Source organism: Ochrobactrum sp. WV_118_8 (genome assembly GCF_039631535.1).
Lineage (GTDB): Bacteria > Pseudomonadota > Alphaproteobacteria > Rhizobiales > Rhizobiaceae > Brucella > Brucella anthropi.
The window spans coordinates 376,905-395,521 of the sequence record NZ_JBDIUZ010000001.1 but is presented as its reverse complement, the minus strand read 5'-3'; the positions used below and the strand labels follow the sequence as shown (position 1 = coordinate 395,521).

Here is an 18,617-nt window from a genome sequence, read left to right as displayed (position 1 = left end):
CCGAAGCCCGTTCGCTATTTTGGCCATGACGCGACGAAAATGGTGCAATTCGAGAACCGGAGCGGAGTGTACTTTAAGGTACATGAGCACCGGAAGCGCAGAAGTGCGCCATTTGCAGACCGTCAGAGCCGAAATAGAGCGGGCTTCAGTTCCATGCGCCAACGAAAAACACCGCACAATAATGCAGTGCCGCGCCCACCACGACAAAGCCGTGCCAGATGGCATTCTGAAACCGCAGGCGCTCCCAGACATGGAAAATCACACCCAGCGAATAGACCATGCCACCGGCCGCAATCAGCCAGAAAACGGCTGGCGGCAGCGATTGCACCATGGTGTCGTAGACCATGACGCCGCTCCAGCCGAGCGCCAGATAAAGCAGGATCGACAGCCGGTCGAAACGACCCGGCATGAACAGTTTCAGCATGATGCCGACGAAAGCCACGCTCCAGACGAAAAGAAGCAGCGGCAGAGCGCGGTCGCCCATATGCATGGCAAAAGGCGTGTATGTTCCTGCGATCAGAAGATAGATCGCCGAGTGGTCAAAACGGCGCAGGAACCATTTGGTCGGCGAAACCGGCCAGATATTGTAGACAGCCGAAATGCCGAGCGCTGCCAGAAGGCTTGCGAGATAGACACCCGACGAAATCGAGGTCGCTGCAGGCATGTTCGGCAGGAAATAGATCAGCATGGCAATGGCGCCTGCAAGCGCCAGCCCGACACCCAGAACATGGATGACGCCATCGGCCCACAATTCGGCCCGGTCATATTTCCATTTGACTGGATGAGGCAGTCTTACATTCATGAAATTTCCCTGTCGTCGGTTCAGGACAGGAAACTGCCATCACTTTGCAGCGTCAAGATGACAGTTAGTTTATTGCCCCGCCGGTGCGTAGGAAGCCTGAATGGGAGCGACGCCGGGGAGCGGTGCTGCTCCGCCTTCCGGCAAGGATGCCGGCTGGATGGACGCGGCTGCGTCACGGGTCGGTCCGTTGCGCTTCCAGCTTCCGTCGAGGCCGGTTTCCTGCAACAGTCCCTTGCGCTTGGCATCGTAATAATAGCCCCGCGCATAATAGCGGACTGCCTGGCTTTCATCACCGCCCGCGACCTTATAGGCGCCGGACAGATAGCGAACCGCATATTTCAGATTGGTTTCCGCATCGAGCAGACCCTTGGCCGCGCCCGTATAGCCCATGCCGCGCGCAGTCGGATGGCTGATCTGCATCAACCCCCAATAAGGTCCATTGCGGGCGCCCGGATTGAACCGGCTTTCGCGATGCACGACCCGGCGCACAAGGCGTTCCGGCACGTCATAGGCGACGGAATATTTGGTGATCAGCGCATCGAGTTCTTCCGGCGCATGATCCGGTGTCTCAAACGCCATATTGGCGGCAACGGATGCCGGCGAAGCGGCAGCCTGCGCACCGGCATAGGCCATCATCGGTTCGGACTGGCCACGAATGCCGGGAATGGGAACAACGGCAGGCAGGACCGGATCGGAAAGATCGGTCACGGCTGCGACAGTCTGCGTTCCGGCAGCAGCGCCCGCATCGGCAGTCGCCGTGCCTGCGGTATTGGCCGTGGCACTGGCAGCGCTGCCTGCTGCGGAAGCGGTCTGGCTGGAGGTATCGGTCTGCGTGATCAGCGCCGTTTTCACGGGCTTGCCGTCATTGGTGGTGTTGCAGGCGCTGAGCGCCACGGCACAACCAAGAAGCATGAGGCCCTTGCGGACCAGACCAGCGGAGGAAGAAGAGGAAAGCGCGTAACGCATGACCGGATCCGTTCTCAGGAATCGAAATCTTTTTCGATGCGTTTTTCAAGCTCGACCAGATCTTCAGGCAGAGGCAAACCACTGGCCCGCAGCGTATTGAGCTTCTCGCGAACCGTTTCACGGATTTCATGAGCGTCTTGCGGCTGATTCACCATTTGCTCGAAAAGCAGCGCAATTTCCGCCTTGATGTCCTCGAATGCCATCCAGATCCTCTTGGCTTTACGGGCATCGGAATGCGCCCGTTTCAGTCAATATTCTTTCGGTCGATGAGGATCATGTACCATGCAAAAGACGGCAAACGGAAGCGCTAAACGTCGGGGCTCTGCCAAAATGAATATTTCAAATGGTAACAAAAAGATTAACGCACTCACAAAATGCGCGGCGACACTGCATCTACCACATTGAAATCAAAAGCAAAAATACCGAGATCATCAAAGTCCAGACCGCCATTTGGATCGAAGAGATAAATGCTCATCCAGACGAGCGCGATCACGAGCACAATTGCTAGAATCATGAGAATCAAAAGGCGTCGCCCGAGCGCGGTCTTGCGACCCGCTCCTTCCGGCGGCTGTTTGGCCATAGTCAATTGCTGCCTTGTTCAATCGTCATTGGTCGCGTTCAGCTCATCCGGCGGTGTGCCGTGTTCGGGCTCTGCCGACAGATAGCCCTCGCGCACCAGCCATTTGCGCAGGATAAGCGTCATCGCCTCGGTCTGGTTGAGACCAGGATGCTTTTCGGCGATGAAGCGCTCCAGAGCGTCGTGCACGTCATCGGGAAGATAGATGCTCATTCATGCTCCTCCACGTGAAGAGAATCAGACTACGGTTACGGTGAGGGTTGCCACGCCGTCGACCTTGCCTTCCAGACGGTCGCCGCGCTTCACCGGCCCGACGCCCGCAGGTGTACCTGTAAAGATAAGATCGCCGGGCTGCAGCTCAAAGAGCGAAGACAGATAGGAAATGGTTTCGGCCACCTTCCAGATCATCTGGTTGAGGTCGCCTGACTGGCGGGTTTCGCCATTGATGGCGAGCGAAATCACAGCCTTTTCCGGGTGGCCGATTTCAGACACCGGCACGATGGCCGAACAGGGTGCGGAGTGCTCGAAAGCTTTTGCGACTTCCCACGGGCGCCCGGCCTTCTTGGCCACGGCCTGCAGGTCGCGACGTGTCATGTCGATGCCAACGGCGTAGCCATAAACATGGTCCAGCGCCTTTTCGACAGCAATGTTGGTACCGCCGGCCTTCAGCGCCACCACAAGTTCGATCTCGTGATGCACGTCCTCGGTCTTCGGCGGATAAGGGAAATCACCACCTTCGATCACGAGGCTGTCCGGGTTCTTCTGGAAGAAGAAAGGCGGGTTGCGAGTCGGATCACCGCCCATTTCGATGGCGTGATCGGCATAGTTCTGGCCGACGCAATAGATGCGGTGCACGGGAAAGCGCGCGTCCGTTCCCTTCACAGGCAAAAAAGGCTGCGGGGGCGGCGCAAAAACATAAGTCGTCATGGGGAACTATTCCGGTCGGAAACTGATGAAGCGATTTTCCCATCATGCAGACGCAAGCGCATCGCCGCAACCCTTGAAAGGTGCAATTCCCTGTTATCGCCCGTCCGAGACCACGACAAAATCCGCCTTGCGCGACTGCGCTACCACGAGTTCGGCATTGGGAATGTCGTTGGAAAGGGCGCGGTTTCGGGCGGTTTCGGCGTCGAAGCCGAAGCTGAGCCAGCGCTCGTTCAGGCGGCGCTCCAGCTCTGCAAAGGGCACATCCAGATAGAGCGTCATGTCAAAAAAGGGAGCAAGCTGCGCCCATGGTTGCTGATCGAGCAGCAGATAATTGCCTTCGACCAGAAGCACGCGATGCTCCGGGCCGACCACAGATGCCGCAGCGCGAGAAAGCTCAAGAGAGCGATCGAAAACCGGAATGAAGATTTCGCCCTCTGCCTGTTTCAGTCGCTGCAGCAACACCGCAAATCCGGCGCAGTCGAAAGTGGGCGGTGAGCCCTTGCGGCCCAGCAATCCGCGCTGATCGAGAATCCCGTCATCCAGATGAAATCCGTCCATGGGCACGACGATGGACGGCGTTTCGCCGCCCTTGTTGATGGCATGGAGCAGATAATCGGAAATAGTGGATTTCCCGGCTCCCGGCGGGCCAGCAATGGCCACGATCAGGCGCCCGTCGGTTTCCGCCAGCCGCGCAAGAATTTCCGAAGGCAGGGCTTCGCGCTCAATAGGCGTCATGTCCGGTTTCCGTGATTCGTCCTGTCACCGTGTTAAAGGCGCAGCAACCCTGTTCAAGCGCAAGTGGTCAAGCCGCTTCCTTCGGTCTCATCGCCCCGGTCATCAGCGCCACGGCATCCGACATGGAATATTCCTTCGGGTCGATGACCGTCAGGCGGCGTCCGAGCCGGTGAATGTGGATGCGGTCAGCAACCTCGAACACATGCGGCATGTTGTGCGAGATGAGGACGATAGGCATGCCGCGCCGCTTCACATCCTGAATGAGTTCCAGCACGCGGCGCGATTCCTTGACGCCAAGCGCGGCAGTCGGCTCGTCCATGATGACCACCTTGGAGCCAAAGGCAGCGGCGCGCGCCACCGCAACGCCCTGACGCTGGCCACCCGAAAGGGTTTCCACCGCCTGGCCGATATTCTGGATCGTCATCAGGCCCAGTTCGGACAGTTTTTCGCGCGCGATCTTTTCCATCGCACCGCGATCCAGCATGCGGAACAGCGAGCCAAGCGGTCCCTTGCGGCGGATTTCGCGGCCCAGAAACAGATTGTCGGCGATGGAAAGCGCGGGCGACAGGGCAAGGTTCTGATAGACCGTCTCTATGCCCGCCTGTCGCGCTTCCATCGGTGAATGAAAGCTGACCGGCTTGCCGTCGAGCAGGATTTCCCCTTCATCCGGCTTGATCGCGCCCGACAGCGCCTTGATGAGCGAGGACTTGCCTGCGCCATTGTCGCCGATGACCGCGAGGATTTCGCCGGGATAGAGATCGAAGTCGGCATGATCAAGTGCGGTGACGCGACCATAGCGCTTGACCAGACCTTTGCCAGACAGAACAGGCGTGGTGTTCGTTTTCATGCGGCAGCCTTTCTGATCCACTGGTCGATGGCGACGGCGGCAATGATGAGAACGCCGATCAGGAGATAGGTCCATTGCGGATCGGTGCCCCACAGGCGCAGCCCCAGCGAAAACACGCCGACGATCAGCGCACCGAACATGGTGCCGAGAATGGAACCGCGTCCGCCGAACAGCGAAATGCCGCCGATCACCACTGCGGTGATGGATTCGATATTGGCGAACTGGCCTGCGGTCGGCGACACAGAACCGAGACGACCGATCATCGCCCAGCCTGCAAGCGCGCAGATGATACCGGCCAGCACATAGACCGACATGAGGATCGGCTTGACCGAGACGCCGGAAAGCTGTGCCGCTTCGGGATCGTCGCCAATGGCATAGACGTGCCGTCCCCAGGCGGTGTGGTTCAGCACATACCAGAACAGCAGAACCAGAAGCACCATCGCAATGACGCCATAGGTAAAGACCGCGCCGCCAAAGCGGATGCTCTCGCCGAAAAATTGCAGGATCGGCGCTTCAGCCGTGATTTCCTGCGCGCGGATCGTCTCGTTGGCGGAATAGAGGAAGTTGGTGGCAAGGATAACCTGCCACATGCCAAGCGTCACGATGAAGGGCGGAAGGCGGACATAGGCCACGAGAAAGCCGTTGATGAAGCCGCACAGCGCGCCCGTGGCAAAGCCGCACAGAACAGACAGTTCGGCGGGAAGCCCATAGCGAAAGGTGAACTGGCCCATCACCACCGACGACAGGACCATGATGGCGCCGACCGAAAGATCGATACCTGCGGTCAGGATCACAAGCGTCTGCGCCACGGCAATGATGCCGGTGATGGCGACCTGTTGCAGAATGAGCGTCAGCGCAAAGGCGGAGAAGAACTTGCCGCCAAGCGTGATGCCGAACACCAGCAGCGACAGGACGAGCACGATCAGCGGCACGGCAGCGGGATTGTGATGCAGGAAATTCCGCATCCGATAAAGCAGCGACTGGTCGCCCGCATCGAAAGAGGCGACATCAGCCGCGCTCTGCGCCAGCGTCTTTTCATAGTCCTGCATAGACGGTTTTTGTGTAGCGGAAGCCGCCTGTGGCTCACTCATGTCTGTCTCCTGCCTTCACCTGCAGAAAGGTCCGGCAAATCTTCCGATCTGCCGGGTCCGAGTTTCAGAAAGGGGATCAGCCCCAGCACTTGTCGAGTGCGGTCTTCGTGTCGATGGACGGAACGCCCTCCACCGGCTTGTCGGTGACAAGCGACACGCCGGTATCGACGAAGTCCTTGCCTTCGGTCGGCTTCGGCTTTTCACCCGTATCAGCAAACTTCTTGATCGCCTCGATACCGAGTGCCGCCATCTGCAGCGGATATTGCTGCGAAGTCGCGCCGATCACACCGGCCTCGACATTCTTCACGCCGGGGCAACCGCCATCGATGGAGACGATCAGCACGTCCTTTTCACGCCCGACAGCCTTCAGCGCCTCATAGGCACCGGCGGCGGCAGGTTCGTTGATGGTGTGGACGACATTGATGTTCGGATCCTTCTGGAGAAGGTTTTCCATCGCGCGACGTCCGCCTTCTTCGTTGCCATCGGTCAGGTCGCGACCGGCAATGCGCGGATCATCCTCGTCACCGAGCTTGGTCTTGTCTTTCGGGTCGATGCCGAAGCCGGTGGCAAAACCCTGATCGCGCAAAACGTCGACGCTCGGCTGCGACGCGGTGAGGTTGAGAAAGGCAACCCGCGCATCCTTGGCCTTGTCACCGAGTGTTGCCGCTGCCCATTTGCCGACCAACTCACCGGCCAGGAAATTGTCGGTTGCAAAGGTTGCGTCCGCCGCATCGGCAGGCTCAAGCGGCGTATCGAGCGCGATGATGAGCAGGCCTGCATCGCGTGCCTTCTGCAGCGACGGCACGATGCCCTTGGTGTCGGAAGCCGTGATGAGAATGCCTTTGGCGCCATCAGCAATGCAGGTTTCGATAGCTGCAACCTGGCTTTCGGAATCGCCGTCGATCTTGCCCGCATAGGTCTTGAGATTGACGCCCAGCTCCTTGGCCTTGGCGATAGCGCCTTCCTTCATCTTGACGAAGAACGGATTGGTATCGGTCTTTGTGATGAGGCACGCACCGACATCGGCGGCATTCGCTGGCCCAGCAACAGGCAACGCGGCAGCGCCAAGCGCGAAGGCAGCAAAGGCTGCCGACAGAACTGTCTTCTTCATGGACTCCTCCCAGATTGAAACCGGTCCTCTTCCCCCGGCAGAAGAGAAGCAAAACACGGCTTCAAAACAGAGTCAATTAATAAATCCACTTGATTTATTAATATGCTGTGTCACTCTGGGAGACGGAGGAGAGAGGACCGGCAAAGCGAACGGCAGGCTGGTCGTTTCATTACGTGGTCCATCTTAAGCGTTTGTTTTTATTTTATATCCCTCACAATGAGGGCTTTTTCTCCTCCGATGGTTGGTTTAGGAATTCCGGCATTCCATGGCTGCATTTCGAGATTGCGCTCCATGGCACGGAATCTGGGAGAGGCTATGGTCAGGCATAAAGTTGAAGGCGAACCAGACAGCGGGTCTGCCGATACGCTTTCCAGCACCCTTTCTGGCACCCTTTCCGGCACTCCGGGTCCTGCCATGCTGCAATTCGCCGGGCCGGGCGCGAGTGTCAATCGCGGTTCAAACCAGATCGGCGTGCGCGCCTATAATGAGCGGCTGGTTCTGGCGCTCGTGCGCCGGCATGGCGCTTTGGCCCGCGCCGAAATTGCGCGCCTGACCGGACTTTCGGCACAAACGGTTTCCGTCATCATTCGTGCGCTGGAAAAAGACGGCCTCATTACGCAGGGCGAACGGGTGCGCGGTCGTGTCGGCCAGCCTTCCATGCCGATGCGCCTTGCCGCCGACGGGGTTTTCTCCTTCGGTCTCAAGATCGGGCGGCGCAGCGCGGAAATCATCCTGATGGATTTTCTGGGAGCGATCCGCGAACGGCGGCACATTACCTATCGCTGGCCTGTACCGGGTGAAATCCGTCGCTTCGCCGTCGAGAGCGTCGCCGCTTTCACGGCAGCCCTCGAACCGGCCAAGCGCGACCGCATTGCAGGGCTCGGCATCGCATTACCCTTCGAATTGTGGAACTGGGTCGAGGAAGTGGGTGCACCTGCCGAAGATCTGGATGCATGGCTCGGCGCCGATCTCGTTGGCGATTTCGCCAAGGCGTTTTCGTTTCCGGTCTTCGTGCAGAATGACGGAACAGCTGCTTGTGGTGCGGAACTGACCTTTGGTCGCGGGCCAGAATTCACCGACTTCGTCTATTTCTTCATCGGCTCGTTCATCGGCGGCGGCGTGGTGCTGAACAACACGCTCTATCCGGGCCGCACGGGCAATGCGGGCGCGCTCGGCTCCATGCCGATGCGGATGCGCGGCACGTGGGAGCGCGGCGAAACCTTGCAGCTCATCGATACGGCTTCGCTGTTCGTCCTCGAACGCATGTTGCAGGAGCGGCACCTGCCCTCCGACGATCTGTGGCTTTCACCGGAAAACTGGCGCAACTTTGGCACGCCGCTCGACGAATGGGTAGCGCTTGCCGCACGCGGGCTGGCCCATGCAACGGTAGCTGCCGCCTCCGTGATCGACTTTCCCGCCGCCGTCATCGATGGCTGGTTGCCGGGTAATGTGCGTCACCGCATCGTGGAAGCGACCCGCGTGGAGCTTTCATGCCTCGACTTGCAGGGCCTGCGCGCGCCGAAGATCATCGAGGGCAAGGTTGGTGTGCATGCCAAGGCGATGGGCGCGGCAAGCCTGCCGCTTTCCAACCGCTATCTGTTCGACCAGAGCGTCCTGTTCAAGGATGCAGGTTAGTTCCCTTGATGGCCTTGTCGATATCTTTCTTTGGACCATAGAGCGCAAGGCCGACCAGATCGGGCGCATCGGCCGGTTCTGTCTTGAACACTGCGCGATTGGCCTCGTCATGGCCGGTTTCGAACATGGCCCGCACATAAGCTGCGCGCACCAGATCGCGCTGGATCGACTGCTGCCACGCCCGTTGCAAGATGTCCGGCGTTGCCGAGAAAATCAGCATCGGCTGCCCCAGAAGCGGCGCATGGCGGCGGCCCGACGCATCCTCATAAGGATCGCCCATGGCGTGCGGCACAGCGCCGGATATGCCGGTCGCGATAAAGGCAGTCACGTTCAGCTTCTGCCAGACAGGCAGATCATGCAGGACAAGAATGGCTACTTTTGTATCGAAAATCATGACCTTTTCCTCTTTTCGAGGACAGGACTAACGGCTTTTCGCTGCAATTTCTGGAACGTTTGTGCGTCCCTTGCGATAAGCGGCAGGCGTCATGCCATAGGCGCGGCGGAACCAGCGCCCCATATGGCTCTGGTCGGCAAATCCGCTGAGCGCGGATGCTTCTGCTGGCGCCACTTTTTCGCGCAACAGGCGCCGTGCTTCAGCAAGGCGCAACTGCACCAGACAGGCATGTGGCGAGGTGCCGTATTCACGCCGGAACCCGCGTGAAAGCTGGAAACGGTCGGCGGCCCCGACCGCTTCCGCCAGTTCATCGAGGCCGAACTCCTCGTCGAAGCGCGCCCGCAGATAGTCCATCGCGCGTGCTGCGACCGGATGCGGAGCCGACCCTTTTTCTGTCACGTCCTGCCCAAGATGCCGGGCCAGATGTCGGGCAAGATGGTTCGTCACCTGATCGCGGCAGTCTTCAATCATCAGGCGCGGCGCTTCGAGGAAGATTGCCTCGCAGGCGCGGGCGACCGCATGAAACAACTGTCCGTCATCGGCCAGCGTCTCGCGAAAACCGATATGCGCATCATTGCCGCCCATCGCATCGCGGATCAGCGATTGGGGCATATAGAGCATATTGTAGGTGAAGCCGTCCGCCTCTATCGCCTGCCCGTCATGGCGCTCGCCCGGCTCGATGAGAATCACCCGGCCCGGCGTGCTCTGCCGCCGTTTTCCGCGACAGAAAAAGTCCTGCACGCCCGCATGTGTCACCCCGACCAGCCATTCGTCATGGAAATGCATGTCATAGGCATGGCTGTGGAAACGCGCGGCAACAGCTTCGAGGCCGGTGGCATCGTCGCGTTTCAGGCGCATCACATCGCGCGGGCCATTGATGGAGCGAGCATTGTCGGTCATGGCAGAATTTGTAGCATGGCCAGCGACAACCACACAGTTTGTTATTTTCAATCAATAAGTTTGATCTATGTTGTCTTGCAATGACCGCAAATGCCAACACATTGACTGCTTAATTCATTTAATCGAACGGGAAAGATATGACCGTCAAGACAATCGCCACCACGCCATACCAGGACCAGCAGCCGGGCACTTCAGGCCTGCGCAAGAAGGTTCCGGTTTTCCAGCAGCCCAATTACGCTGAAAACTTCATCCAGTCGGTTTTCGATGTGCTGGAAGGTTTTGCCGGCAAGACGCTCGTGGTCGGCGGCGACGGACGCTATTATAACCGCGAAGTGATCCAGAAGCTCATCAAGATGGCCGCCGCCAATGGCTTCGGGCGCATCATGGTGGGTCAGGGCGGTATTCTTTCGACGCCTGCCGCCTCCAACATGATCCGCAAATACAAGGCTTTCGGCGGCATGATACTTTCGGCAAGCCACAATCCCGGCGGGCCTACGGAAGATTTCGGCATCAAATACAATATCGGCAACGGCGGACCGGCACCGGAAAAGATCACCGAGGCGATCTTCGCCCGCTCGAAAGTGATCGACCAGTACAGAATCGCTGATGTGGCCGATATTGATATCGACACGATCGGCACGAGCCGGATCGGCGACACCGAAGTCGTCATCTTCGATCCTGTCACCGATTATGCCGAGTTGATGGAAAACCTGTTCGATTTCGACGCAATCCGCGCCATGATCAAGGGCGGTTTCGGTCTCAAATTCGATGCCATGCATGCGGTGACCGGGCCTTACGCCAAGGAAATCTTCGAGCACCGTCTCGGCGCGCCGGAAGGCAGCGTGATGAACTTCGTGCCCCTGCCGGATTTCGGCGGCCACCATCCGGATCCAAATCTCGTCTACGCAAAAGATCTCTATGATCTGCTCATGTCCGACCATGCGCCGGATTTCGGCGCCGCCTCCGATGGCGACGGTGATCGCAATCTCATCATCGGGCGCGGCATCTTCGTCACGCCATCCGATTCGCTTGCCATGCTGGCTGCCAATGCGCATCTGGCGCCGGGCTACAAGGACGGCATCAAGGGCATTGCCCGTTCCATGCCGACAAGTGCTGCCGCCGACCGCGTGGCTGACAAGCTCGGCATCGGCATGTTTGAAACGCCGACGGGCTGGAAGTTCTTCGGCAATCTGCTCGACAATGGCAAGGTCACGATTTGCGGCGAAGAAAGCTCCGGCACCGGGTCCGACCATGTGCGCGAGAAGGATGGCCTGTGGGCCGTACTGCTCTGGCTCAATATTCTGGCGGTGCGCAAGGAAAGCGTGAAAGACATCGTCGAGGAACATTGGGCGCGCTTCGGGCGCAATTATTACACCCGCCACGACTATGAAGCTGTCGATTCCGATATCGCCAAACAACTGGTGGCCGATCTTCGCGGCAAGCTTGCAAGCCTGCCCGGCACGACTGTCAATGGCCTCACAATCGAGAAGGCCGACGACTTCGCCTATCACGATCCGGTCGACGGCTCGATCAGCGAACATCAGGGCATCCGCATCTATTTCCCGAATGGCGGTCGTGTGGTGCTGCGCCTGTCCGGCACCGGTACGTCAGGTGCTACCATCCGCATCTATGTCGAGCGCTATGAAGCGGATACCACCAGGCACAATCTCGACACGCAGGAAACGCTGGCCCCATTCATCGACGCGGCAGAACAGATCGCCGAGGTGAAAAAGCGCAGCGGGCGGACAGAGCCGAGCGTTATCACCTGACAAAAGAAAAAGGGCCGTTTCCGGCCCTTTTTTCATTCGAAGACAATCGCCGGCGCGGGCTTTCCAGCCCCCTTGCCGCCCTTCATGTTGTCCCAGACCTTGCGGGCGATCTCGCGATAGATTTTCGCGTGTTCGCTGTCCGGTTCATGGACGGTGATCGGCGTGCCCGCATCCGAATAGGCGCGCACATCCATATGCAGCGGCACTTCGCCCAGGAACGGCACGTCGAGACGCTCCGCTTCCCTGCGCGCTCCGCCATTGCCGAAAATATCGTAGCGCGCGCCAGTATCGGGCGCGATGAAGTAGCTCATGTTTTCGACGATGCCCAGAAGCGGGACATCCACCTTGCGGAACATGTTCAAGCCCTTGCGCGCGTCGATCAGCGCCAGGTCCTGTGGTGTCGAAACGACCACGGCACCCGCCAGCGGCACCTGCTGCGCCATGGTGAGCTGTGCGTCACCGGTGCCCGGCGGCATGTCGACCACCAGAACGTCCAGTTCGCCCCAGGCCACTTCGCGCAGCATCTGCGTCAGCGCCGACATGACCATCGGCCCGCGCCAGATCATTGGCGTTTCCTCATCGACCATGAAGCCCATCGACATGACCTTGATGCCGTAATTTTCCATCGGCTTCAGGATGCGGCCTTCAACCGTTTCCGGACGACCGGAAAGGCCGAGCAGGCGCGGCATGGATGGTCCGTAAATATCGGCATCGAGAATGCCGACCTTCAGCCCGTTGGCGGCAAGACCGAGCGCAAGATTGACCGCGGTGGTGGACTTGCCGACGCCACCCTTGCCCGATGCAACAGCGATGATCGCGCCAACACCTGGAATGCCGGGCTTCGTCGCTGCGCGCTGCGGCTGTGGCGGGTGGCGATGCTGCGCCGGTGCGGCTGCAGGTCTGGCTTGCGGCTTTGGTGGTGGGGGCGCATCGTCGCTGGTACGTCCGCCTTTCTTTTCGGCAGTGAGCGTGACCAGCGCGCCAGTGACGCCCGGAATTTCCTTCACGGCCTTTTCAGCGGCAAGCCGCATCGGCTCCAGCGCATCGGCGCGCGCTGCCGGAACCGTGATGGAGAAGAAAACCTTGCCGTCGGCAATAAAGATATCCGACACCAGTCCGAGCGACACAACATCGCTTTCGAAATCCGGTCCCGTCACGGTCTTCAGCCGTTCCTGAACCTGTTCGCGTGTTACGCTTGTCATTTCGATTCCTTTAATGAAGGCAGCAAGGGAATACCGGAGTAAGGAAGTATGTCCGATGTAAGAACATATTGCCCTACTCCCCTATTCCCTTTTCATCAAAAGGCCAATGCCCGTTTCAGGCCTCTGTCAGGCTGCCTCCTCGCAGACGGCAGCCTCGGGACGATGACCCATGAGATAGAGCGCGCAGGTGGTGCGCAGCATGGAGGCAAAATTCGGGATCGCGCCATTGGCCTCCAGCGCTTCGTCGTAAAGCGTCGATATGAAGCGGGGCGTGGTCAGGTTCTGGCTGGCCGCGATCTCATCCAGCAGGCGCCAGAAGGTGGCCTCCAGCTGAATGCTGGTGGAATGGCCGCCTATGCGCACGGAGCGATTGATCTGCCGGTAGCCTTCCGGGTCCTGCTCGGCGAAAACCTTGCACATGGGTTCCTCCCTTCATTAAGAGCACGAACTTGGCTGTGGTAGCCGATTGCCACCACGCCGTCGCTTTTTCTTTCATAATCGACAACCAGCAAGACAATCGCAAGCCGCTTTTGAGGAAGCGGCAAAAGAAACAGGAGTAGCTTGTGGCTAAAGCCATTCATTCGATGATCCGTGTTCTCGACGAGGAAAAATCCGTTTCCTTCTATATCCGAGCTTTTGGCCTCGATATTGCCGAGCGCATTGATTTCGAAACCTTCACGCTGATCTATCTGCGCAATGCCGAAGCCGATTTCGAAGTCGAGCTGACGGTCAACAAGGGCCGTACCGAGCCTTACAATCTGGGCGACGGCTATGGTCATCTCGCCGTGGCGGTCGATGACGTCGATGCCGAACATGCCCGTTTCACGGAACTTGGCTTCAAGGTCGGCAAGCTTGTCGATTTCAAGAATAACGGCGTGCAGCTTGCCCGCTTCTTCTTCGCGGAAGATCCGGACGGCTACAAGATCGAAGTTCTGCAACGGGGTGGCCGCTACCAGTGAGCCGCTCCCTATCGTCTTTTCTGGCCGGGAGGAGCGGCCATGGAAGACGGGAAAGCCAGCATTCCCGGTGGTGAGAATCTCCGGGAACGCATAGCCAGCCCGCCCATTCCGGACGGGCAAGCAAAGGAGGAGAACCGAATGACTACCGTTTTTGACGGTCTTTCCACCCGAGAGAAAAAGACACTGTCCCGCCGCGATATTCTCAAGCGCGGCGCGGGCCTCAGCCTCGGCGCCATGCTCATTGTCAGCGGCAATGCCGTTATCTGCCCGCAATTCGCATGGGCGCTTGAAACCACCACGCTCAAGCCCGAAACCATGGCGACCCTGATCCAGCTTGCGCGCGACATCTATCCGCATGACAAGCTTCCCGACCGTTTCTATGCCATTGCCGTCAAACCTTATGACGCGGATTCCGCCAAGGACGAGACGCTCAAAAAGCTGATCGAGGACGGTGTTGCAGATTTGAACAAGCGGGCTGGAGCCGGAGGCTATCTGGGGCTTGGCTGGGAGGAAGAGCGCGTCGCGATCCTGCGCGAGATCGAGAAAAGCCCCTTCTTCCAGAAGGTGCGCAGCGGGCTTGTGACCGGCCTTTATAACCAGAAGGATATCTGGCCGCTCTTCGGCTACGAGGGCGAAGCCTATTCCAAGGGCGGTTACATCCAGCGCGGCTTCGACGATATCGAATGGCTCTAGGCGCCCCCGGCGCAGGACATACCAATTTCAAAGCGGCACCACCGTCCTGCAAGCGCCTTGCGTTTTGCGGAAACGGGAAAGCATTGGGAGGAAACAATGGCTGCTCCATACAATCTCAAGGACGACAAGGTCGTCGTTATCATCGGCTCGGGCGCTGGCGGCGGCACGCTCGGCAACGAACTGGCCCAGAAAGGCATCGACGTCGTCATTCTCGAAGCCGGAAAACGCCACGAGTTCGAAGATTTTATCAATGATGAATGGGATAGTTTTGCCCAGCTCGCCTGGCTCGACAAGCGCACGACATCGGGCAGCTGGCGCGTGGCGAACGATTTCCCGAACCTGCCCGCATGGATCGTGAAGGCTGTCGGCGGCACCACCACCCACTGGGCTGGTGCATCCTTGCGTTTTCAGGATTACGAGTTCGAGACCCTGACCCATTACGGCAAGATCGAAGGGGCAAATCTGCTCGACTGGCCGATCACGCTGGCCGATCTGGAGCCTTACTACGCCAAGGCCGAGGACAAGATGGGGGTCACCCGCACCAACGGCATTGAGGGTCTGCCCGGCAACAATAATTTCAAGGTTATGAAAGCCGGCGCCGACAAGCTCGGCTACAAGGAATGCCATACGGGTCGCATGGCTATCAATTCAGCGCCGCGCGACGACCGCATGGCCTGCCAGCAGACCGGCTTCTGCTTTCAGGGCTGCAAATGGGGCGCGAAATGGTCGACGCTCTATACGGAAATTCCCAAGGGCGAGGAAACCGGCAGGCTGGAAGTTCGCCCGGAATGCACGGCGCTCAAGATCGAGCACAATGCAGCTGGCAAGGTGACGGGCGTGCTCTATGCCGACAAGGATGGCAAGCAGCACTTGCAGAAGGCGCGCGTCGTCTGCGTGGCAGGCAATTCGATTGAAAGCCCGCGCCTTCTGCTCAATTCGGCTTCGTCGAAATTCCCGGACGGCCTCGCCAATTCGTCAGGACAGGTCGGGCGCAACTATATGCGCCACACGACCGGTTCGGTCTATGCCTCGTTTGAAAAGCCGGTTCACATGTATCGCGGCACCACCATGGCAGGAATCATCCGCGATGAGGCTGCGCATAATCCGAAACGAGGCTTCGTCGGCGGCTATGAGATGGAAACCGTTTCGCTTGGCCTGCCTTTCATGGCTGCCTTCCTCAATCCGGGCGGTTGGGGGCGCAGCTTCACCTCGGCACTCGACGATTATGTCAACATGGCCGGTCTCTGGATCGTCGGCGAAGACATGCCGCAGGAGAAAAACCGCATCACGCTGAGCAAGGACGTGAAGGACGAACACGGCTTGCCGGTTCCCGACGTCTATTACGACGATCACCCGAACGATATCGCCATGCGCGATCATGCCTATGCGCAGGGCAAGGCGCTTTATGAGGCCGTTGGTGCCGTCCGCACCTTCCCGACCCCACCCTATCCGTCGACGCATAATCTGGGCACCAACCGGATGAGCGAAAAGCCGCAGGATGGCGTCGTGAACAAGCACGGACAGACGCATGACATCAAGAATCTGTTCGTTTCCGATGGCAGCCAGTTCACAACCGGCGGCGCGGAAAACCCGACCCTGACCATCGTGGCTCTCGCTATCCGTCAGGCTGATTACATCGCGGAACAGATGAAGAAGCAGGCGATCTGACCTCCATATCTATTCTCCCGACCGATGGAAAACAGAAACGGCGCGACCAATTCGCGCCGTTTCTGTTTGATGCTTGGCAAAGACAGCTCCTTTAGGCTAGGTAAATTCGGCTTGAATGGAGAAGCTTTGAGTTGAAGACAAGCATCGGCCAATATCGGATATCCTTGGCTATACGCGCCCTTAGCGTATTCGCCCTGATGTTCGTCGCCTTTGCGCACAAGCCCATCGACCTCAATGCGCCCGACAGCTACCTGCTTGCCCAATACCAGTTGCCTGACGGAACCTACCCGGTGCTCTGCATCGGCGATCATGGTTCCGATCCCAACCATCAGGGTCACGACAAGCATCTGAGCAACAATAGTTGCGAAGCCTGCCGGATTTCATCGGCCTTCCTGTGCCCTGCGCCTGCGGGTTCAACCGGTGCTGCCCCGCATATCGCCATGGCGGATGGCATCGTGCCGCCGCAACCGATCCTGCAGCACAACACCTATCCGCCATCGGCACCGCCGCAAGCGCCGCCTCTCGCCTGAATAATATCGTTTGAGCGAATGCGTTCCCCGGATCGCATTCGGAAATGAACCGCGCCCGAACCCTGTTCCCCCGAACTTGGCACCGGTGTGCCTTCCAATGATTATTCAGGTTTGACACAATGAAGAACTATCGTCTTTTCGCCTCCGCCATCTCGATTGCCGCACTGTGCGCCTCTGCTGGCCTGGCCCAAGCCCACTCCTCCCTCGACCAGAGCGAAGCCAAGGCAGGCGGCTTCTACAAGGCAACCTTCCGCGTACCGCATGGCTGCGATGGCAAGGCCACGACCGAAGTAAAGGTCGAGTTGCCTGAAGGCTTCATTTCGGCCCAGCCGCAGGTCAAGGCGGGCTGGAAGATCGAGACCGTCAAGGGTGACTATGCCCAGAGCTACAAGGTGCACGGCAAGGATGTGACTTCCGGCGTCCGCGAAGTCCGCTTCACCGATGGCAACCTGCCCGGTGATTTCTACGACGAGTTCACCGTTGTCGGCCAGCTCGCCAAGTTCGACAAGGATACCACCCTCTCCTTTCCCGTGACGCAGGTCTGCGGAAGCGACGCGTCGGTTGCGTGGACGGAAGTGCCCAAGGATGGCCAGAACCCGCACGATCTGGCGCATCCGGCACCGCAGCTGCTGGTGAAGGCGGCGGGCGCTGACGATGGTCATGGCGGCCACGGTGGGCACGACAAGATGGGCCAGATGGATGGGGCCTCCATGCAGGCAGCAATGTCGACGAAGCTTGGCGAACTGGAAATCACGGCACCTTCGGTGCGCGCCATGGTTCCCGGTGCCAAGGTTGCAGGCGGGTTCCTGACCATCGCCAATGACGGCAAGGATGCCGACAAGCTGGTCTCCGTCACCACCGGTGGCGTCAAGCGCGTCGAAATCCACGAAATGTCGATGCAGAACGACGTGATGAAGATGCGCCAGCTTGAAGGCGGTCTGGATATTCCGGCAGGCGAGAAGGTCGAGCTGAAGTCCGGTGGTTATCACCTCATGTTCATCCAACCGGAAAAGCCATACAAGGAAGGCGAGACCGTTCCTGTCACGTTGGAATTCGAAAAGGCCGGCAAGGTCACAATCGACTTCCCCGTCACCGCCCAAAGCGGTCAAAAGGGCGGCCAGAAAGATGGAGAGCATTCGGGTCACTAGAGCGCGTTTCGATCTGACTGAATCAGATCAGCGCGTCTCGGCTTTTTGTTCTAAAGCGCATCCTGAAAACCGTTTCATACTTTGCGGGATGCGCTCCAGCACTACAGTTGCAAATTCGTCAGGCCGTGGCGAGAAGAGTGATTTTCGAGTACCGGAGCGGAGCGTGCTTCCAGGCATAGTCCCGAAAAGTTGCGGACTTTTCGGATAAGGCTAAGCGCCAGAGAAAGCTACGTGAGCACCGGAACGGGGAAGATTGCTCTTTGCAACCCGGCATCACGAAGAATGCGACTGTGGTGTTAGCAAAGGGGCGAATGATCCGCGTCCTCTCTCCTTCGCGCATTATGCGCCCGTTTGCCGCAACCGCTGCTCCCCCACAGCGGTTGCGTTCCTTCTCGAATGCTGCAAACATGAGTATTAAAGTCTAGAATAATTCCAAACAATTGAAATCTAATAAGATTTTAAACTTGAGTAATTGACTCCAGATGGATTTTCTGGCTTTTATGCATGGTGCAAATTCACAACCTTTGATGTCTGGGCCTTGAACCCTTTCGATTGGAGGACCCTATGATTGGTCTCGGCGAATGCCGGTCCGCAAATGTCGACGGCCTGCCTTGGCAGCTCAGTCTCTTGCCGACCGGATATTGCAATGTGCGGGGGGAAACC

General features: G+C 58.7%; 21 protein-coding genes. 7 read left to right on the top strand and 14 right to left on the bottom strand.

The genetic code is table 11. The features are described 5' to 3' along the window. Positions 1 to 145: 145 nt before the first annotated feature. From trhA to ABDF71_RS01860, 10 genes are all read right to left on the bottom strand, one after another. Complete coding sequence (trhA, locus tag ABDF71_RS01905; RefSeq protein ID WP_010657882.1) at positions 146 to 802, bottom strand: PAQR family membrane homeostasis protein TrhA; 657 nt, start codon at positions 800 to 802, stop codon at positions 146 to 148. Positions 803 to 871: 69 nt separating this feature from the next. Then, positions 872 to 1,768: a lytic transglycosylase domain-containing protein gene (locus tag ABDF71_RS01900; RefSeq protein WP_259030227.1), complete on the bottom strand. Its 897-nt coding sequence runs from the start codon at positions 1,766 to 1,768 to the stop codon at positions 872 to 874. A 14-nt stretch (positions 1,769 to 1,782) separates the two neighbouring features. After that, positions 1,783 to 1,971 carry a hypothetical protein gene (locus ABDF71_RS01895; RefSeq protein ID WP_010657880.1) on the bottom strand — a complete coding sequence of 63 codons (189 nt, stop codon included), beginning with the start codon at positions 1,969 to 1,971 and terminating at the stop codon, positions 1,783 to 1,785. A gap of 164 nt (positions 1,972 to 2,135) precedes the next feature. Continuing rightward, complete coding sequence (locus tag ABDF71_RS01890) at positions 2,136 to 2,348, bottom strand: hypothetical protein (RefSeq protein WP_029375838.1); 213 nt, start codon at positions 2,346 to 2,348, stop codon at positions 2,136 to 2,138. Between the two features lie 18 nt (positions 2,349 to 2,366). Then, a complete protein-coding gene (locus tag ABDF71_RS01885) occupies positions 2,367 to 2,558 on the bottom strand; it encodes a ribbon-helix-helix domain-containing protein (RefSeq protein WP_010657878.1) in 192 nt (63 codons plus the stop codon). A 24-nt stretch (positions 2,559 to 2,582) separates the two neighbouring features. Beyond that, the gene (locus ABDF71_RS01880; protein ID WP_259030226.1) at positions 2,583 to 3,272 is read right to left on the bottom strand and encodes a fumarylacetoacetate hydrolase family protein; all 690 of its coding nucleotides are present in this window, start codon (positions 3,270 to 3,272) and stop codon (positions 2,583 to 2,585) included. A gap of 93 nt (positions 3,273 to 3,365) precedes the next feature. Beyond that, positions 3,366 to 4,007 carry a nucleoside/nucleotide kinase family protein gene (locus ABDF71_RS01875; protein WP_259030225.1) on the bottom strand — a complete coding sequence of 214 codons (642 nt, stop codon included), beginning with the start codon at positions 4,005 to 4,007 and terminating at the stop codon, positions 3,366 to 3,368. 67 nt (positions 4,008 to 4,074) lie between these two features. After that, positions 4,075 to 4,854, bottom strand: coding sequence for an ATP-binding cassette domain-containing protein (locus ABDF71_RS01870; RefSeq protein ID WP_010657875.1), 780 nt, complete (start codon positions 4,852 to 4,854; stop codon positions 4,075 to 4,077). Continuing rightward, on the bottom strand, positions 4,851 to 5,945 hold the full coding sequence (locus tag ABDF71_RS01865) for an ABC transporter permease (protein ID WP_029926051.1): 1,095 nt from the start codon (positions 5,943 to 5,945) through the stop codon (positions 4,851 to 4,853). The genes ABDF71_RS01870 and ABDF71_RS01865 overlap by 4 nt, the downstream gene beginning before the upstream one ends. A gap of 76 nt (positions 5,946 to 6,021) precedes the next feature. Then, positions 6,022 to 7,056, bottom strand: coding sequence for a sugar ABC transporter substrate-binding protein (locus tag ABDF71_RS01860; protein WP_010657873.1), 1,035 nt, complete (start codon positions 7,054 to 7,056; stop codon positions 6,022 to 6,024). A gap of 315 nt (positions 7,057 to 7,371) precedes the next feature. Between ABDF71_RS01860 and ABDF71_RS01855 the strand changes: the two genes are divergently transcribed. Further along, entirely contained in the window at positions 7,372 to 8,691 is a 1,320-nt protein-coding gene (locus ABDF71_RS01855; RefSeq protein WP_011982299.1) for an ROK family protein, read from the top strand. Here ABDF71_RS01855 and ABDF71_RS01850 read toward each other — a convergent pair. Both ABDF71_RS01850 and ABDF71_RS01845 read right to left on the bottom strand, forming a co-directional pair. After that, complete coding sequence (locus ABDF71_RS01850) at positions 8,675 to 9,085, bottom strand: DUF2000 domain-containing protein (protein WP_259030224.1); 411 nt, start codon at positions 9,083 to 9,085, stop codon at positions 8,675 to 8,677. The genes ABDF71_RS01855 and ABDF71_RS01850 overlap by 17 nt on opposite strands. A 27-nt stretch (positions 9,086 to 9,112) precedes the next feature. Next, positions 9,113 to 9,985, bottom strand: a complete 873-nt coding sequence (locus tag ABDF71_RS01845; protein WP_500060897.1) for an AraC family transcriptional regulator — start codon at positions 9,983 to 9,985, stop codon at positions 9,113 to 9,115. Between the two features lie 137 nt (positions 9,986 to 10,122). On the opposite strand from ABDF71_RS01845, the gene ABDF71_RS01840 reads away from it, so the two are divergent. Beyond that, entirely contained in the window at positions 10,123 to 11,754 is a 1,632-nt protein-coding gene (locus tag ABDF71_RS01840) for an alpha-D-glucose phosphate-specific phosphoglucomutase (RefSeq protein WP_259030221.1), read from the top strand. Positions 11,755 to 11,786: 32 nt separating this feature from the next. Here ABDF71_RS01840 and apbC read toward each other — a convergent pair whose 3' ends face one another. Together apbC and ABDF71_RS01830 are read right to left on the bottom strand one after the other, a co-directional pair. Continuing rightward, positions 11,787 to 12,956: an iron-sulfur cluster carrier protein ApbC gene (gene apbC, locus ABDF71_RS01835; protein ID WP_010657868.1), complete on the bottom strand. Its 1,170-nt coding sequence runs from the start codon at positions 12,954 to 12,956 to the stop codon at positions 11,787 to 11,789. A gap of 126 nt (positions 12,957 to 13,082) precedes the next feature. Then, positions 13,083 to 13,376: a ribbon-helix-helix domain-containing protein gene (locus tag ABDF71_RS01830; protein WP_006471202.1), complete on the bottom strand. Its 294-nt coding sequence runs from the start codon at positions 13,374 to 13,376 to the stop codon at positions 13,083 to 13,085. 143 nt (positions 13,377 to 13,519) lie between these two features. On the opposite strand from ABDF71_RS01830, the gene ABDF71_RS01825 reads away from it, so the two are divergent. The 5 genes from ABDF71_RS01825 (at position 13,520) to ABDF71_RS01805 (ending at position 17,954) form a co-directional block, all read left to right on the top strand. Then, on the top strand, positions 13,520 to 13,915 hold the full coding sequence (locus ABDF71_RS01825) for a VOC family protein (protein WP_259030220.1): 396 nt from the start codon (positions 13,520 to 13,522) through the stop codon (positions 13,913 to 13,915). Positions 13,916 to 14,053: 138 nt separating this feature from the next. Then, positions 14,054 to 14,608 carry a gluconate 2-dehydrogenase subunit 3 family protein gene (locus ABDF71_RS01820; RefSeq protein ID WP_259030219.1) on the top strand — a complete coding sequence of 185 codons (555 nt, stop codon included), beginning with the start codon at positions 14,054 to 14,056 and terminating at the stop codon, positions 14,606 to 14,608. Positions 14,609 to 14,704: 96 nt separating this feature from the next. Continuing rightward, positions 14,705 to 16,276, top strand: coding sequence for a GMC family oxidoreductase (locus ABDF71_RS01815; RefSeq protein WP_259030218.1), 1,572 nt, complete (start codon positions 14,705 to 14,707; stop codon positions 16,274 to 16,276). 131 nt (positions 16,277 to 16,407) lie between these two features. Further along, on the top strand, positions 16,408 to 16,806 hold the full coding sequence (locus tag ABDF71_RS01810; RefSeq protein ID WP_374710359.1) for a hypothetical protein: 399 nt from the start codon (positions 16,408 to 16,410) through the stop codon (positions 16,804 to 16,806). A 119-nt stretch (positions 16,807 to 16,925) separates the two neighbouring features. Next, a complete protein-coding gene (locus ABDF71_RS01805) occupies positions 16,926 to 17,954 on the top strand; it encodes a DUF1775 domain-containing protein (protein WP_500060893.1) in 1,029 nt (342 codons plus the stop codon). Positions 17,955 to 18,617: the final 663 nt, after the last annotated feature.